Here is a 16,192-nt window from a genome sequence, read left to right on the forward strand (position 1 = left end):
CGGTGGTCAGTACGACATCGTCGCGTAGCCGACGAGCGTCTGCTCCGACTCCCTCGACAGCTTCCAGGTGCCGTCGATGTCCTTCCAGGTCACCGGAATCGGATAGGTGTAGTCGCCGAGGCTGCTGTTGAGGGTGGCGGAGAGGGTGTCGCCCTCGACCGTCACCGGACCCGACACGTCCCAGTGGTAACCCGGGATCGCGGCGATGCGGTCGCGCACGACCGTCAGGCCGCTCGCGTCACCGGACTCGACCTCGGCGGTCGAGCCGTTGAGCGCGGCCTGCAGTTTGCCCTGCAGCTCACCGGCCGACGGGGTGGCGGGCGCGGCGATCGCGGCCGGGGCGGTGGCGACGACGGCCACGGCGACCGGCGCGAACAGGGTGGCGACAGCCATCGACGCGGCGACGAGCGAGCGCTTCACAGATCTCTCCTTCACAATCGGAGAGGTAAGCCTAACCTATTCGACCAGGAAGAAGAAGTACGCCAGGAACAGCACCAGCAGCCCCCACATGGCCGGATGCACCTCTTTGACCCGGCCCTTGGCCACCATGACCACCGGATACAGGATCATGCCCATGGCCAGACCGTTGGCGATCGAATACGTCAGCGGCATCATGATCACGGTGAGGAAGGCGGGCACCGAGTACTCGAGATGCTGCCAATCGATGTCACCGAGCGCACGGGCCATCAGCACACCCACCACGATCAACGCGGGCGCGGTGACCTCGCTGGACCCGGCGATCACCGAGAACACCGGATAGCAGAACATCGCGATCAGGAACCAGCCCGCCGTGGTCACCGCCGTCAATCCGGTCCGGCCACCGGCCGACACACCCGCCGTCGACTCCACATACGCGGTGGTGGTGGAGGTACCGATGATCGCGCCCGCGGTGGTGCCCACCGAGTCGGCGGCCAGGGCGCTGGCCGCGCGCGGCAGCGTGCCGTCCTTGTTGAGCAGCCCGGCCTGGTTGGCGACCCCGATGAGCGTGCCCGAGGCGTCGAAGAAGTCGACGAACAGCATGGTGAGCACCACCACGATCATCTGCCCGGTGAAGGCGTCGGGCAGATGGATGATCGCCTGACCGAAGGTCTGGTCCAGGCCCTTGGGCAGTTCGGCGATGCCGTCGGGAATGCCGACCAGGCCGGTCACCATGCCGAGCACGGTGGTGGCGACGATGCCGTAGAGCACCGCGCCGTGCCAGCCGATCACCAGGAAGACCACGGTCACGACCAGACCGAACAGCGCCAGCAGCGTGGTGCCCTTGGTGAAGTCGCCCAGGGTGACCAGCGTCGCCTCGCTGTTCACCACGATGCCGGCGTTCTTCAGCCCGAGGAACGCCACGAACAGGCCGATACCGGCGCCCACCGCGAACTTCATCTGCAGCGGGATCGCGTTGAGAATCCGTTCGCGGACCTTGGTCACCGCGAGGATGAAGAAGATGATGCCCGACAGCAGCGTCCCCGACAGCGCCACCTGCCACGGGATGCCCATGCTGAGCACCACGGTGTAGGCGAAGAACGCGTTGAGGCCCATGCCCGGCGCGAGCGCGATCGGATAGCGCGCCCAGATGCCCATGACCAGTGTGCCGAAGACCGCGGCCACCGCGGTGGCGGTGAACACCGCCTGCATCGGGATGCCCTTGTCACCCAGGGCGCCCTCGTCACCGAGGATCGACGGATTCACCGCCAGCACATAGGACATCGCCAGGAACGTGATCGTCCCCGCCATCGCCTCGCGCCGGAAGGTGGACCCGCTCGACGAGACACCGAAGTATCCGTCGACGCGCCGTCGGGCGCGGGTGACGACATCGCTGGCCATGACTCTCCAGTCCGGGGGTGTTCAGAGAAGAAGGATGCCCAGGAACGGTAGCGGAAAGTTCACTGAACCCGACAACCCGTCTCCCGTGTCCCCGCTCACGGTTCAGCCGCCCGCGACGGCCACCGCGCCCAGCTCGGCGTCGGAGGCCAGCAGCCGGTGCCGCGGCAGCACCCGCACCGTGTAGCCGACCGCGCCCGACAGCGGCACCGGCAGCTCGAGGTCGTAGAGCTGCACGGCGTCGTCGGCACCGGTGTGGCGCATCTCCCTGGTGACGGTGTCGGACAGCTCGTCCTCCGGGGAGACCCGCCCGAGCACCGCCTGCACCACCACGTCCGCGGCGGTGAGCCCGCCCAGGTCGACCCGCGCGTGCAACCACAGCTCGGCACCGATCACCGGGGTGTCGGGCAGGCCCGAGCTGTCCACCTGGACGACCCGCACCGCGGGCCAGGCCGCCTCGATCCGGCGCCGGTACTCGGCGACCCGCGCCGCTCCGGCGAAACCGTCGTCCGCGGCGGCGGCGAACGCGGCGGCGGCTGGGCCGTAGTACTGCTCGGCGTAGTCGCGCACCATCCGCGAGGCCAGCACCCGGGGGCTGGTGGTCTGCAGGGTGTGGCGCACCATTTCGGTCCAGCGCACCGGGACACCGTCGGCGTCGCGGTCGTAGAAGCGTGGCGCGACCGTGCGCTCCACGAGTTCGTAGAGCGCCGCGGCCTCGAGATCGTCGCGGCGGTGCTCGTCGCGGACGCCGTCGGCGGTGGGGATGGCCCAGCCGTTCTCGCCGTCGAACATCTCGTCCCACCAGCCGTCGCGGATGGACAGGTTGAGCCCGCCGTTGAGCGCCGACTTCATCCCCGAGGTCCCGCACGCCTCGAGCGGGCGCAGCGGGTTGTTCAGCCACACATCGCAACCCCAGTACAGGTAGCGGGCCATCGACATGTCGTAGTCGGGCAGGAAGACGATCCGATGGCGTACCGCGGGGTCGTCGGCGAAGCGTACGACCTGCTGGATCAGCGCCTTGCCGCCGTCGTCGGCGGGGTGGCTCTTGCCCGCGACCACCAGCTGCACCGGCCGTTCGGGGTCGAGCAGCAGCGCGCGCAGCCGTTCGGGGTCACGCAGCATCAGGGTCAGGCGCTTGTAGGTGGGCACGCGGCGGGCGAAGCCGACGGTGAGCACGTCCGGATCGAAGACGTCGTCGATCCAGCCCAGTTCCGCCTCGGCGGCACCGCGCTGCAACCAGGACGCGCGCAGCCTGCGCCGCACCTCCGCGATCAGCACCCCGCGCAGGGTGTTACGGGTCGACCACAGCTGCCCGAGGTCGACATCGCTGAGCTTCTCCCAGCCGCGCGCCTCCTCGACGAGTTCGGGCCCCACCAGTTCGCGTGCCTTGTCGAGCCATTCGCGCGCGGCCCAGGTCGGCGCGTGCACCCCGTTGGTCACCGAGCCGATCGGCACCTCGGCGGCGTCGAAACCGGGCCACAGCGCGGCGAACATCTCCCGGCTGACCTCCCCGTGCAGCTTCGAGACACCATTGGCGCGCTGCGCCAGCCGCAGACCCATGTGCGCCATGTTGAACACCGACGGATCGGCCTCGCGCCCGAAGGCCAGGATCCGGTCCACCGAGAGTCCCGGCAGCAGCGCCGATTCCGGCTCGCCGTGCGCGCCACCGAAGTACCTGCGCACCAACGGCATCGGGAACCGGTCGATCCCGGCGGGCACCGGGGTGTGCGTGGTGAACACCGTCCCCGCTCGCACGGCGGCCAGCGCGGTGTCGAAATCCAGTCCGCCCGCGACGAATTCGCGGATCCGCTCGACCCCGAGGAACCCGGCGTGGCCCTCGTTCATGTGGAAGACGTCCGGATCGGGCAGCCCGTGGGCGCGGGTGTAGGCGCGCACCGCGCGCACCCCGCCGATACCGGCCAGGATCTCCTGCTTGATCCGGTGATCCTGGTCGCCACCGTAGAGCCGGTCGGTGACCGCGCGCAGTTCCGGATCGTTGTCGGCGATGTCGGAGTCCAGCAGCAGCAGCGGAATCCGGCCGACCTGGGCGATCCACACCCGCGCGCGCAGCACCCGGCCCTCCGGCATGCCCACGTGGATCAGCACCGGCGAACCATCACTGGTCAGCAGTTTCAGCGGCAGGCCCTGCGGGTCGAGCGCCGGATAGTGCTCGCGCTGCCAGCCGTCGGCCGACAGCGACTGCCGGAAATACCCCGAGCGGTACAGCAGCCCGACCCCGATCAGCGGCAGGCCGAGATCCGAGGCGGCCTTGAGGTGGTCACCGGCGAGAATGCCCAGGCCACCGGAATAGTTGGGCAGCACCTCGGTGACGCCGAACTCCATCGAGAAGTACGCGATCCCCGCCACCTCGGTGCCGCTCTGTTCCTGGAACCAGCGCGGCCGGGCCAGATAGTCGCGCAGCCCGCGTTCCTGCGCGTCGACCCTGGCGGTGTAGCCGGGGTCGGCGGCGAGCGCGTCGAGCCGCTCGGCGGGCACCTCCCCCAGCATGCGGACGGGGTCCTGGCCGAGGGCCTGCCACAGCTCCGGATCGAGTTCGGCGAACAGATCCTGCGTCGGGCCGTGCCACGACCAGCGCAGGTTCGTCGACAACTCACCCAGCGCGGCGAGCCGCTCCGGCAGATGGGCACGGACAGTGAACCGACGAAGTGCCTTCACCAGCGGAAGATTAACTGATGCCGCCCGCCCAGGCTGAACACGCGGCGATGACCGCCCTCCCGGCCCCGCACCCGCGACCCCGAGGAGCGGCGGCCACGAAGTGGCCGGTCCGCGGCCGGGTCGCCGGTCAGACGCCGTTTCGTAGGCGACGAAGGAGCAAGAAACGGTGTCTGACCGGCGACCCGCGAGGGGCCGCGGACACGCGCGCACCTGCGCGCCGGAAATACAGTACGTTGGCGTGGTGAGCGGCCGGATTGCCATCGATGACATCGCACCGTCGATTCCCGGCGGCCGACCGGCCAAGGCCGTCGTCGGGGAGGTCTTCCCGGTGCGGGCCGTGGTCTGGCGCGAGGGTCACGACGCGGTGGCCGCGACCCTGGCGGTGCGCGCGCCCGGTTCCTCGCGGATCACCAGGACCCGGATGGCACCGGAGTACGAACCCGATGTCTTCAGTGCCGTGTTCACCCCCACCACACCCGGCCTGTGGACCTTCCGGATCGAGGGCTGGAGCGACCCGATCGCCACCTGGCGTTCGGCGGTGGAGGCCAAGCTGGGCGTCGGGCAGAGCGCCGCCGACCTCGCCAACGATCTCGAGCTCGGCGCGGCGCTGTTCGACCGCGCGGCCCAGGCGGTGCCGAAGAAGCAGTTCGAGCGCCTGCGCGCCGCCGCGGCCGCCCTGCGCGGTGACGACCAGCTGCCTGCCCGCGTGGCACCCGCCTTCAGCGCCGAGGTCACCGAGATCCTGCGCGCGACGCCGCTGCGCGAGATGGTCACCCGCGGCACCCAGCACACCGTGCTGGTCGAACGCCGCCGCGCGCTGGTCGGCTCCTGGTACGAGTTCTTCCCACGCTCCACCGGCGGCCGCGACGCCGAGGGCCGTCCCGTGCACGGCACTTTCGCCACCGCCGCGCGCGAGCTGCCCCGCATCGCGGGCATGGGGTTCGACGTGGTCTATCTGCCACCGGTCCACCCGGTCGGCGAGGTCAACCGCAAGGGCCGCAACAACGCGCTCACCACCGAGCCCGGCGATGTCGGCTCGCCGTGGGCGATCGGCTCGGCCGCGGGCGGGCACGACGCCATCCACCCCGACCTGGGCACCGAGGCCGATTTCGCCGAATTCGTCTCCACCGCAGCCGGTCTCGGCCTGGAAGTGGCGCTCGACCTGGCCTTGCAGTGCGCCCCCGATCATCCCTGGGTCGGCGCGCATCCGGAGTGGTTCACCACCCTGCCCGACGGCACCATCGCCTTCGCCGAGAATCCGCCCAAGAAGTACCAGGACATCTACCCGGTCAACTTCGACAACGATCCCGACGGCATCTACGCCGAGGTGCTGCGGGTGGTGCGGCACTGGATCTCGCTGGGCGTCACCATCTTCCGCGTCGACAACCCGCACACCAAGCCCGCCGACTTCTGGGAATGGCTGCTCGCGCAGGTGCGCCACACCGACCCCGACGTGATCTTCCTGTCCGAGGCGTTCACCCGTCCGGCCCGTCTCTACGGCCTGGCCCGGCGCGGATTCAGCCAGTCCTACACGTATTTCACCTGGCGCGTACACAAGTGGGAGCTCACCGAGTTCGGCCTGGAGCTGGCCGCCAAGGCCGACGAGGCCCGCCCCAACCTGTTCGTGAACACCCCCGACATCCTGCACGAGAGCCTCCAGCACGGCGGCCCCGGCATGTTCGCCATCCGCGCCGCGCTCGCCGCCACCCTCGGCCCCACCTGGGGTGTGTACTCCGGATTCGAGCTGTTCGAGCACGAGGCGGTGCGTCCAGGCAGCGAGGAGTACCTCGACTCGGAGAAGTACGAACTGCGCCCGCGTGATTTCGCCGGCGCGCTGGCCCGCGGCGAATCGCTGGAACCGTGGCTGACCCAGCTCAACGAGATCCGGCGCAACCATCCCGCGCTCCAGCAGTTGCGCTGCATCCACTTCCATCCCGTCGACAACGACGCGCTGCTGGCCTACTCCAAGATCGACCCGGCCACCGGCGACGCCGTGCTGGTGATCGTCAACCTGAATCCCTTCGCCACCGAGTACGGCCACATCTCCCTGGACCTGCCCGCCCTCGGCCGCGAATGGCACGACCACCCCGTGGTGTTCGACGAGGTCACCGGCGAGGAATACCACTGGGGCCAGCGCAATTTCGTGCAGCTCGACCCGGCCAAGGCGGTCGCGCACATCCTGGCCCTGCCCGCCGTCCCCGCCGCCGCCCGCGCACCCCTGGCCTATCGCCGGAGCTTCTGATGCGCCGCCGCGACCTGATGCTGCTGGCGGCAGGCACGCACCCCGACCCGCACACCGTGCTCGGCGCGCACCCGGCCCCCGACGGCACCGCGGTACGCGTGCTGCGCCCGCACGCGGGCACGGTGACCGTCCTCGTCGGCGACACCGAGCATCCGCTGAAGTCGCTGGGGCACGGCGTCTTCGCCGCGGTGCTGCCCTATCCGCAGATCGACGACTACCGCGTACGCGCGCAATACCCGGGCGGCCCGACGGTGCTCTCCGCCGACGGCTACCGATTCCTGCCCACCGTCGGCGAATTCGACCTGCACCTGATCGGCGAGGGCCGCCACACCCGGCTCTGGGAGGTGCTCGGCGCGCATCCACGCCGCTACACCACCCTCGACGGCGAGGTGACCGGCACGTCGTTCGCGGTGTGGGCGCCGAATGCGCGCGGCGTCACCGTCTTCGGCGATTTCGACCACTGGGGCGGCACCTCGGCACCGATGCGCGCGCTCGGCAGCTCCGGCGTGTGGGAGGTGTTCGTGCCGGGTGTCGAGCCGGGCACGCGCTACAAGTACCGGGTGCACGGCGCCGACGGTCGCGTCGTCGACCACGCCGACCCGCTCGCCTTCGCCACCGAGGTACCGCCCGCCACCGCCTCGGTCGTGACCCGCGCCGATCACGTCTGGACCGACAGCGCCTGGCTGGACCGCCGCGCCCGCACCGACGCCACCCACTCCCCGCTCAGCGTCTACGAGGTGCACCTGGGTTCCTGGCGCCCCGGCCTGACCTACCGCGAACTGGCCGTACAGCTCGCCGACCATGTGCGGGCCACCGGCTTCACCCACGTCGAACTGCTGCCCGTCGCCGAACATCCCTTCGGCGGTTCCTGGGGCTACCAGGTCACCTCCTATTACGCCCCCACCTCCCGCTTCGGCACCCCCGACGACTTCCGCTGGTTCGTCGACCACCTGCACAACGCGGGTATCGGCGTGCTGCTCGACTGGGTCCCCGCGCACTTCCCACGCGACGAATGGGCGCTGGCCCGCTTCGACGGCACCCCGCTCTACGAGCACCCCGACCCGCGCCGCGGCGAGCAACTCGACTGGGGCACCTACGTTTTCGACTTCGGCCGCAACGAGGTCCGCAACTTCCTGGTCGCCAATGCCGCGTACTGGATCGAGGAATTCCACATCGACGGCCTGCGCGTGGACGCCGTGGCCTCCATGCTCTACCTGGACTATTCGCGTCCCGAGGGCGGCTGGGAGCCCAATATCCACGGCGGCAGGGAGAACCTGGAGGCCGTCGAGTTCCTGCAGGAGCTCAACGACACCGTGCACCGCGCCCACCCCGGCGTGATCACCGTCGCCGAGGAGTCCACCACCTGGCCCGGCGTCACCCGCGGCACCGACGTCGGCGGCCTGGGTTTCACCATGAAATGGAACATGGGCTGGATGCACGACACCCTCGGCTACCTGGCCCGCGACCCGATCCACCGCTCCTGGCACCACAACGAGATGACCTTCTCCCTGGTCTACGCCTGGAGCGAGAACTATCTGCTGCCGATCAGCCACGACGAGGTCGTGCACGGCAAGGGCACCCTGTGGACGCGCATGCCCGGTGACGACTTCGCCAAGGCGAGCGGCGTGCGCGCCCTGCTCGCCTACATGTGGACCCACCCCGGCAAACAACTGCTGTTCATGGGCCAGGAGTTCGGCCAGTTCCGCGAATGGGACAACGATCGCGGCCTGGACTGGCACGAACTGGAAAACCCTCTGCACCAGGGCATTTCGACCATGGTCGGCGATCTCAACCGCACCTACGTCGCCCATCCGGCGCTGTGGAGCCAGGACACCACGCCGGGCGGGCACTCCTGGATCGAGGCCGACGACAGCGCGGCCTCCGTCTTCGCCTTCCTGCGCTGGGGTTCCGACGGCAGCGCCGTGGCCTGCGTCTTCAACTTCTCCGGCGCCACCCGCGAGAACTACCGGATCGGCCTGCCGCACACCGGTTCCTGGCGCGAGGTCCTCAATACCGACGCCCAGGAATACGGCGGCTCGGGCCTGGGCAACCTCGGCGGGGTCGTCGCCGAGGACACTCCCTGGCACGGCCGCCCCGCCTCGGCGACGGTCACCCTGGCCCCGAACAGCGCCGTCTGGCTGGCCGCCCAGCGCTGAGGCTCACGCCTTGTGCGCCACGTAGTAGGTATTGAGCGGATCACCGTCGACATAGGCGGTCCGCACATCGGTGAACCCGGCGTCGGCCAACATCGACAACGCCAGCTCCTCGCCCCACACCGTGCCGAGTCCGTCGCCACCCTGTCCCAGAGACACCGACATGCAGTGCATCGTGGACACCGTGTACAGGAACGGACCGAGCGGCAGGTCCAGGTTCTTCTCCAGCCTGCTCGACGCGTGGATGTCGACCATGAGCAACACCCCGCCCGGCCGCAGGGCCCGCGCCATATTGGCCAGCACTCGTGCCGGATGCGCCTGATCGTGGACGGCGTCGAAAATCGTGATCAGATCACAGGATTCGGGCGCGTCCCACGCCGCGACGTCCTGCTCCACGAACCGCGCGTTGGTCAGTCCCAGCTCCGCCGCCTCGGCCCGCCCCACCGCCACCGCGTCGGCGGAGAAGTCGTAGCCGGTGAACCTGGCGGCCGGATACGCCCGTGCCATCAGATTCACCGCATGTCCACTGCCACAGGCGATATCGGCGACATCGATCCCCGCGCGCAGCCGATCCGGTAGACCGGGCGCCATCGGCAGGATGACCTCGAGCAGCGCGGCGTCGAACACCTCGGCGCTCTCCTCGGCCATCAGCGCGTGGAAGCGCCCGTAATCCTCGTAGGACAGCCCACCGCCGGTCCGGAACTTCTCGGCGATCTTGGGCTCGACCTCACCGAGCTGGCCGATGAACTGCATCACCCTGGCCAGATTGTCCGGGCCCGCCGCTCTGGTCAGCGACGCGGCGTGCGCGGGCGGCAGCGTGTAGGTGGCCGCGGCCGCGTCATAGGTGACGATGCCGGCGGTGGTGATCGCGCCGAGCCATTCGCGCACATACCGCTCGTCCAGGCCCGCGGCGGCGGCGAGCTGCTCGCTGGTGGCGCCGGGCAGCCCGGCCATGGTGTCGAACAGGCCCACCTGGTGACCCATGCTGATCATCAGGGCGGTACTGGCGTGATCGAGCACCTCGACCATCCGTCCGGCGAAGGCTTCCACGGCGGCCGGATCGACGGCGGCCGACTGATCGAGTGCGGTCATGGTCGTACTCCTCGGTTCGGCGCGGCCCGGTGCCACGCGTTCACCCAGGACATACGGCGGGCCCGCCCCGGCAGTTCAGCCGAGACGGGCCCGAGACGGGAGTGGGGTCAGTACAGCGCCGCGGCCAGCTTGCGCCGGGCCGCGGTCACGAAGGGCTCGGCCTGGTCGAACAGCTCGAACAGTTCGAGCAGCCGGGTGCGAGCCCTGGTGCGGTCCTCGCCCGCGGTGCGCTTGACGATCGCGATGATCCGGTCGAAGGCCGCCTCGGGACGCTGCTCGAGCAGTTCCACGTCGGCGGCGTCGAGCGCGGCGTCGAGGTTCGACGGGTCGGCGTCGGCGGTGGCGACCACCGCCGGGTCGACCTGCTGGGCCCTGGTCAGGAAGCGCAGCTGACGCAGCGCCGCCTTGGCCTCCTCGTTGCCCGGCTCCTCGGCGATGATGGCCTCGTAGGCCGCCTCGGCGCCGGCGATGTCGCCCTCGGCCAGCTTGTCCTCGGCGGCGACGAAGCGCGGGTCCTCGACCTCGGGCTCCGGCGCGGTGCCGTCGCCCTCGAGCTTGCCCGCGGTCGCGTCGAGCACCGCGTCGAGCCACTGGCGCACCTGCGCCTCCGGCTGGGCTCCCTCGAAGTCGGCCAGCGGCTGCCCGCCCGCCACCGCGATCACCGTCGGGATGCCCTGCACGCGCAGCGCCTGGACGATGTTCATATTGGGTTCGGCTTCGACAGCGGCCAGATCCCAGGCACCGCGGTCCTCGGCGGCGAACCGCTCCAGCGTGCGGACCAGCTCGACGCTGCCCGGGCTGCGCTGCGAGAACAGCGCGACCACCACGGGCACCTGCATCGAGCGCCGGATCACCTTGGCCTCGAAATCCGCCTCGGTGACGGCGTGGTTCCCCGGGGCGGCGGCCGCCCCGCCGGACGCGGCGGGCGGCTGCTTCAGCGCGGACAGATCCACCGCGCCGGACATAGCGGCGGCGACGGCGGGCGAAGGACGACGGGCAGCGGGTCGAGTCACGGTTTCCAGTTTGTCACGAAGCGCTCGGCGAGGTCTTGCTCGCCTCCGCGCTCAGCTCACCGAGCTGGCCGGTACGCACCGCCCACACCTCGAAGAGCACGGTGAACAGCGGCGGAATGCTCGACGCCAGCGCCAGCAGCGTGGTGGTGATCGACCACTTCAGCTCGCGCGCGGTCAGCAGCGCGGTGATCACGAACAGCACGAAGATCGCGCCGTGCACCGGCCCGAAGATCTTCACACCGATCTCGTTGCCCTCGGCGGGCAGGTACTTGAACGCCATACCGGTCAGCAGACCGATCCAGGACAGCGCCTCGAGCACCGCGAAGAACCGGAAACGACTGGCAGTGGACCGCAGATCGAAGAAACCCATGCCCCCCATTGTGCCGGACCCACTACGACACCACGTAGTTGGACCGGTCACACAAAAGGCCCCGGCACCGACCAGCGATACCGGGGCCTTCCGAACAGAGAATCAGGCAGGCACGCGGATGATCAGGGCATCGCCCTGGCCGCCACCACCACACAGAGCGGCAGCGCCGACGCCACCACCGCGACGCTTCAGCTCCAGGGCCAGGTGCAGCAGGATGCGCGCGCCCGACATGCCCAGCGGGTGACCGATGGAGATGGCGCCACCGTTGACGTTCACCTTCTCCGGGTCGTAGCCCAGCTTCTTGGTCGAGGACACACCGACGGCGGCGAACGCCTCGTTGATCTCGATCAGATCCAGCTCCGCCGGGGTGATGCCCTCCTTGGCGCAGGCGGCGAGGATGGCGTTGGCCGGCTGATCCTGCAGGGTCGAGTCCGGCCCGGCGACCTGACCGGCGGCCCCGATCTCGGCGATCCACTCCAGCCCGAGCTCGGTCGCCTTGGCCTTGCTCATCACGACCACCGCGGCCGCGCCGTCGGAGATCTGCGAGGCGGTGCCCGCGGTGACGGTGCCGTCCTTGCGGAAGGCCGGGCGCAGCTTGCCCAGCGACTCGACGGTGGTGTCGGCGCGGATGCCCTCGTCCTCGGTGACGTAGACCGGGTCGCCCTTGCGCTGCGGCACGGCCACCGGCACGACCTCGTCGGCGAACAGCCCGTTCTTCCACGCGGCGGCGGCGCGCTGGTGCGAGGCCGCGGCCAGCGCGTCCTGCTCGGCGCGGCTCACCTTGTCCAGGTCGTTGCGATCCTCGGTCAGCAGGCCCATGGCCTGGTCGGTGATCACGTCGTGCAGGCCGTCGTAGGCCATGTGGTCGACCAGCGTGGTGTTGCCGTACTTGAAGCCCTCACGGCTCTTGGGCAGCAGATGCGGGGTCTGGCTCATCGACTCCATGCCACCGGCCACGATGATCTCGTGCTCACCGGCGCGGATCAGCTGGTCGGCCAGCGCGATCGCGTTGATGCCCGACAGGCAGACCTTGTTGATCAGCAGCGAGGGCACGTCCATCGGAATGCCACCGGCGATGGCGGCCTGTCGCGCGGGCAGCTGCCCGGCGCCCGCCTGCAGCACCTGCCCGAGGATGACGTAGTCGACCTGTTCGGGGGCGACGCCACCCTTCTCCAGCGCCGCCTTGATGGCCACACCGGCCAGATCCGAGGCCTTGAAATCCTTCAGACCGCCCAGCAGCCGACCGACCGGGGTACGCGCACCGGACACGATGACAGAAGTCGTCACGAAAGCCTCGCATTCATAGAGTCGAACCTCGCCCTGATGCACATCCGCGAAACCGGCACGCGTCAAGGGTTGCACTCAACGGTAACTTGTCCGCGCCGAGCACCGGCGCGCAGGTTGGCGCTAACTTCGTGGGGTGACCAACGAGAACTTCATCCCCGCCGACTACGTCATCGCCGTCGACCACGTGGGCATCGCCGTGCCCGACCTCGACGCCGCCGTCGCCTGGTACACCGACAATCTGGGCATGGTCGAGACCCATCGCGAGGTGAACGAGGCCCAGGGCGTCGTCGAGGCGATGCTCTCGTGCCCCGCCGCCGCCGACCGCGCGACCGCCCTGCAATTGCTGGCCCCGCTGACCCCCGAGTCGACCATCGCCAAGTTCATCGAACGCAGCGGACCGGGCCTGCAGCAGCTGGCCTACCGGGTCACCGACATCGAGGCCGTTTCGGGCTTCCTGCGCGAGCGCGGACTCCGTTTGCTGTACGACGCCCCCCGCCACGGAACCGCTGATTCCCGCATCAATTTCATCCATCCCAAGGATGCTGGCGGTGTGCTGGTCGAGCTCGTGGAGCCCAACCCGAATGTTACGCACTAGTACGGGAACCCGGCCGGTAAATCTCGGCGCGATCACAATCCCGGTCGAGTCTCCACACCGTCGCTCGAGGCTGTATTTTGTGTGCCATGTCGTCACCTGAGTCCGATCGCAATCGCTTCGTTGCGCTGCCCTTCACTGTTGTGCGCAAGGGTTATGCGCAAGACGAGGTGCGCAACTACTTCGACCGCTTCGACGCGGAGCTTCGCGTCACCGCCACCGACCGGGACGCTGCCGCCGCGCAGGCCCGGAATCTCGCCAGCCAGCTGGAAGACGCGCGGGACGAGATCGACGAGCTCCGCAAGGAGGTCGACCGGCTGTCCGTGCCGCCGACCACCGCCGAAGGCATGTCCGACCGTATCTCGCGCATGCTGCGCCTGGCCTCGGACGAAGCGTCCGAGGTGCGCGCCCTGGCCCAGGCCGAGGCCGCCGAGATGGTGTCGATCGCCGAGCAGCAGGCCACCGAGATGCGTGGCAAGTACGAGTCGCTGCTCGCGGAGACCAAGGAGAAGCGCGAGGCGCTCGAGATCGAATACGAGCAGACCCTCGCCAACGCGCGCACCGATTCCGCCAAGATCATCGAGGCCGCCCAGGCCGATGTCGAGCGTCTGGGCAAGGAGGCCGAGGCCAAGCGCAAGGCCACCCAGCAGGACTTCGAAGCCACCATGAACGATCGGCGCACCAAGCTGACCCGTGCCATGGAGGAGCTCGAGGCCACCAGCCGCGCCGAGGCCGCCCAGCGGATCAAGGACGCGACCGACGAGGCAAACCGTCTCATCAGCTCCGCCACCCAGACCTCCGAGCGCAAGATCGCGCACGCGAAGGAACTGGCCGAGGAGATGCGCGTGCTGCGCGGCCGGGTCCTGGCCCAGCTGCTCGGTATCCGCGGTCAGCTCGACTCGGTGCCCGCCATGCTCGCGGCGGTCAACCGCGAGAGCGAGCTGCTCGACGGCGCCCCCGAGCGCAAGTCGATCGGCAACAACGGCAACAACAAGTCGGTCTCCGGCCGTCAGGCCAAGGCCATCCCCGAGGTCGCCGACGCCGACGAGGACATCGTCGACGAGGACCGCGAGAGCGCCGACGTCAGCAACTGACGCGGGAACTGCGACGACATATCGTCCAACGCCGAAGGCCGCCTCGAATCATCGAGGCGGCCTTCGGTTCACGTGTGCCCGGGTTCAGGACCAGCGCCGGGTGATACCGCGCGTGCGGCGCCCGTTCCAGCAGCCCTGATGCCAGTGCCTGCGGTCGTCCTCGCCGCCCTCGGCCGCCCAGGCGACGATGTGGGCCACCCCGGGCACGATCTCGTGATCACACCCCGGGCAGCGGTAGGTCTTCACCGCGCGTGCACCGGGAACCGTTCGCACGATGTAGGTTTCGTCGCCCGGCCCGTCTTCGGTGCGGCCGTAGACGTCACCGATCGGCGCCGGAGCGCTCCGGCGATCGTTGCGGGGCTTACGTCGGGGCATGGTGGCGGATGATCCCTCAGAACAGCCGGAAGACGTTGCTCTCCGTGCCGCGCAGCTCGTCGTAATCGAGCGTCAGGCAACGGATTCCGCGGTCCTCGGCGAGCGTGCGCGCCTGCGGCTTGATCTGCTGTGCGGCGAACACCCCGGCCACCGGCGCCAGCAGCGGGTCGCGGTTGAGCAGCTCGAGGTAGCGGGTGAGCTGTTCGACGCCGTCGATCTCACCGCGGCGCTTGATCTCCACCGCCACCGTGGCGCCGTCGGCGTCGCGGCACAGCAGGTCCACCGGGCCGATCGCGGTCATGTACTCGCGCCGGACCAGGGTGTACCCCTCCCCCAGCTTCGTCACATGTTCGGCCAGCAGCTCCTGCAGATGGGCCTCCACGCCGTCCTTCACCAGGCCGGGATCGACGCCGAGTTCGTGGGAGGAGTCGTGCTCGATGTCCTCGATGGTGATCCGCAGTTCCTCGCCGGCCTTGTTGGTCACCACCCACAGCGCCTTGATGTTCACCGGCAGCGCCGTTTTGCCCTCTCGCAGCGCCGTCACGCCGTCGGGAAGCTCCGCGGGTACCAGCGAGGCGATATCGCGCTCCTCGAGCCAGCACGGCGGACTCATCCAGTTCAGCGGCTTGTAGGAGCCGCCGTCGGAGTGGACCAGCACCGACCCGTCGGCCTTGATCAGCAGCAGCCTGCGGGCCATCGGAAGGTGAGCGGTCAGTCGGCCGACATAGTCGACCTGGCAACGAGCAATGACGAGGCGCACCCCAGCACACTACCGCCTGCCCCCGACGTCACCGAAAGCCCGGCCGGGTCCTCACGAAACCGGCGCGAAGCAGTAGGTACTGCCCGCATGCCGGTCGATGAAATGCATGCTGCGAACGAAGATATAGCTCATCTCGACGGCGATGTCGGTGGTCTCCGGCTCACACCTCGCCACGTCGGTCACCCCGGTCAGCACCCGGTCCAGCTTGGCGTCGGTTCGCGAACACGTCGGAGCATAGGTGTATCCACCGATCCCACCCGAATAGCAGTTGCCGACGACCAGATTGGGCGCCGCGCACGAGTGCGCGACGGTGTACTCACCGTCGACCCGCCCGTCGGTGATCACGAGCTTGTCCGGATTCGAGCACTCGACTTCGACGTCGCGGCCGCTCACGATCTCACTGGCCACGATCCGCATAGTCGCCGCCGGATCCGAACAGTCGGCGACCACGGCCGACCAGTCGACGATCGTCTCGGTCTCCGCCGTGCACTGCCTGATCCGCCTCCCCGCGACTTCTGCCGGACGAAAGGCCCGTAAGACTTTGGTCAGCGGGCCGGCGGCAAGGAGATGGTTGCGGGCTGGGCGTACCCGGTGAGTTACCCATGTGCCCACGAAATCAGCTGCACAGGAACGCAAAAAGGCCCTCCAACCGAAGTTGGAGGGCCTTTCGCAATGATGTTCCGGCGGTGTCCTACTCTCCCACACCCTGTCGAGTGCAGTACC

14 protein-coding genes are annotated in these 16,192 nt (G+C 69.3%); 4 read left to right on the top strand and 10 right to left on the bottom strand.

Annotated elements, in window-relative coordinates:
• Positions 1-6: 6 nt before the first annotated feature.
• The 3 genes from ACFC06_RS28975 to glgP all read right to left on the bottom strand — a co-directional run bounded on the left by ACFC06_RS28975 (position 7) and on the right by glgP (position 4,491).
• Positions 7-420, bottom strand: a complete 414-nt coding sequence (locus tag ACFC06_RS28975) for a hypothetical protein (RefSeq protein ID WP_375938646.1) — start codon at positions 418-420, stop codon at positions 7-9.
• 36 nt (positions 421-456) lie between these two features.
• Positions 457-1,818, bottom strand: coding sequence for an NCS2 family permease (locus ACFC06_RS28980; protein WP_375938649.1), 1,362 nt, complete (start codon positions 1,816-1,818; stop codon positions 457-459).
• Positions 1,819-1,920: 102 nt separating this feature from the next.
• Positions 1,921-4,491, bottom strand: coding sequence for an alpha-glucan family phosphorylase (gene glgP, locus ACFC06_RS28985; protein ID WP_375938652.1), 2,571 nt, complete (start codon positions 4,489-4,491; stop codon positions 1,921-1,923).
• A gap of 241 nt (positions 4,492-4,732) precedes the next feature.
• Between glgP and ACFC06_RS28990 the strand changes: the two genes are divergently transcribed.
• On the top strand, positions 4,733-6,733 hold the full coding sequence (locus ACFC06_RS28990; protein WP_375938655.1) for a maltotransferase domain-containing protein: 2,001 nt from the start codon (positions 4,733-4,735) through the stop codon (positions 6,731-6,733).
• A complete protein-coding gene (gene glgB / locus ACFC06_RS28995; protein ID WP_375938658.1) occupies positions 6,733-8,889 on the top strand; it encodes a 1,4-alpha-glucan branching protein GlgB in 2,157 nt (718 codons plus the stop codon). Before ACFC06_RS28990 ends, glgB begins: the two co-directional genes overlap by 1 nt.
• A gap of 3 nt (positions 8,890-8,892) precedes the next feature.
• Here the strand turns inward: glgB and ACFC06_RS29000 are convergent, their stop codons facing one another.
• The 4 genes from ACFC06_RS29000 to ACFC06_RS29015 form a co-directional block, all read right to left on the bottom strand.
• Entirely contained in the window at positions 8,893-9,978 is a 1,086-nt protein-coding gene (locus ACFC06_RS29000; RefSeq protein ID WP_375938661.1) for a class I SAM-dependent methyltransferase, read from the bottom strand.
• 107 nt (positions 9,979-10,085) lie between these two features.
• Positions 10,086-10,943 (bottom strand): tetratricopeptide repeat protein, encoded by an 858-nt coding sequence (locus tag ACFC06_RS29005; RefSeq protein ID WP_375938694.1) that lies wholly within the window; start codon positions 10,941-10,943, stop codon positions 10,086-10,088.
• 61 nt (positions 10,944-11,004) lie between these two features.
• On the bottom strand, positions 11,005-11,361 hold the full coding sequence (locus tag ACFC06_RS29010; protein WP_375938664.1) for a DUF3817 domain-containing protein: 357 nt from the start codon (positions 11,359-11,361) through the stop codon (positions 11,005-11,007).
• A 102-nt stretch (positions 11,362-11,463) separates the two neighbouring features.
• Positions 11,464-12,648, bottom strand: a complete 1,185-nt coding sequence (locus ACFC06_RS29015; RefSeq protein WP_375938667.1) for an acetyl-CoA C-acetyltransferase — start codon at positions 12,646-12,648, stop codon at positions 11,464-11,466.
• 133 nt (positions 12,649-12,781) lie between these two features.
• Here ACFC06_RS29015 and mce point away from each other — a divergent pair, with 133 nt between their 5' ends.
• Together mce and ACFC06_RS29025 are read left to right on the top strand one after the other, a co-directional pair.
• Positions 12,782-13,243 carry a methylmalonyl-CoA epimerase gene (gene mce / locus ACFC06_RS29020; protein ID WP_375938670.1) on the top strand — a complete coding sequence of 154 codons (462 nt, stop codon included), beginning with the start codon at positions 12,782-12,784 and terminating at the stop codon, positions 13,241-13,243.
• An 86-nt stretch (positions 13,244-13,329) separates the two neighbouring features.
• Positions 13,330-14,334 (top strand): hypothetical protein, encoded by a 1,005-nt coding sequence (locus ACFC06_RS29025; RefSeq protein ID WP_375938673.1) that lies wholly within the window; start codon positions 13,330-13,332, stop codon positions 14,332-14,334.
• A gap of 84 nt (positions 14,335-14,418) precedes the next feature.
• Here ACFC06_RS29025 and ACFC06_RS29030 read toward each other — a convergent pair whose 3' ends face one another.
• The 3 genes from ACFC06_RS29030 to ACFC06_RS29040 form a co-directional block, all read right to left on the bottom strand.
• Entirely contained in the window at positions 14,419-14,709 is a 291-nt protein-coding gene (locus tag ACFC06_RS29030; protein WP_375938676.1) for an ATP/GTP-binding protein, read from the bottom strand.
• A 16-nt stretch (positions 14,710-14,725) separates the two neighbouring features.
• Positions 14,726-15,469 carry an endonuclease NucS gene (gene nucS / locus ACFC06_RS29035; RefSeq protein ID WP_375938679.1) on the bottom strand — a complete coding sequence of 248 codons (744 nt, stop codon included), beginning with the start codon at positions 15,467-15,469 and terminating at the stop codon, positions 14,726-14,728.
• 51 nt (positions 15,470-15,520) lie between these two features.
• Positions 15,521-16,192, bottom strand: a 672-nt coding sequence (locus ACFC06_RS29040; protein ID WP_375938682.1) for a hypothetical protein, incomplete at its 5' end; no start/stop codon positions are given.

It is taken from the genome of Nocardia sp. NPDC056064 (assembly GCF_042266925.1).
Taxonomy (GTDB): domain Bacteria; phylum Actinomycetota; class Actinomycetes; order Mycobacteriales; family Mycobacteriaceae; genus Nocardia.

Bases quoted from the DNA above. Each gene is read 5' to 3' on its own strand.
- ACFC06_RS28980 (WP_375938649.1), bottom strand. From the start codon at position 1,818: ATGGCCAGCGATGTCGTCACCCGCGCCCGACGGCGCGTCGACGGATAC.
- ACFC06_RS29030 (WP_375938676.1), bottom strand. From the start codon at position 14,709: ATGCCCCGACGTAAGCCCCGCAACGATCGCCGGAGCGCTCCGGCGCCG.
- ACFC06_RS29010 (WP_375938664.1), bottom strand. From the start codon at position 11,361: ATGGGTTTCTTCGATCTGCGGTCCACTGCCAGTCGTTTCCGGTTCTTC.
- ACFC06_RS29000 (WP_375938661.1), bottom strand. From the start codon at position 9,978: ATGACCGCACTCGATCAGTCGGCCGCCGTCGATCCGGCCGCCGTGGAA.
- ACFC06_RS29025 (WP_375938673.1), top strand. From the start codon at position 13,330: ATGTCGTCACCTGAGTCCGATCGCAATCGCTTCGTTGCGCTGCCCTTC.
- ACFC06_RS29005 (WP_375938694.1), bottom strand. From the start codon at position 10,943: ATGTCCGGCGCGGTGGATCTGTCCGCGCTGAAGCAGCCGCCCGCCGCG.
- glgB (WP_375938658.1), top strand. From the start codon at position 6,733: ATGCGCCGCCGCGACCTGATGCTGCTGGCGGCAGGCACGCACCCCGAC.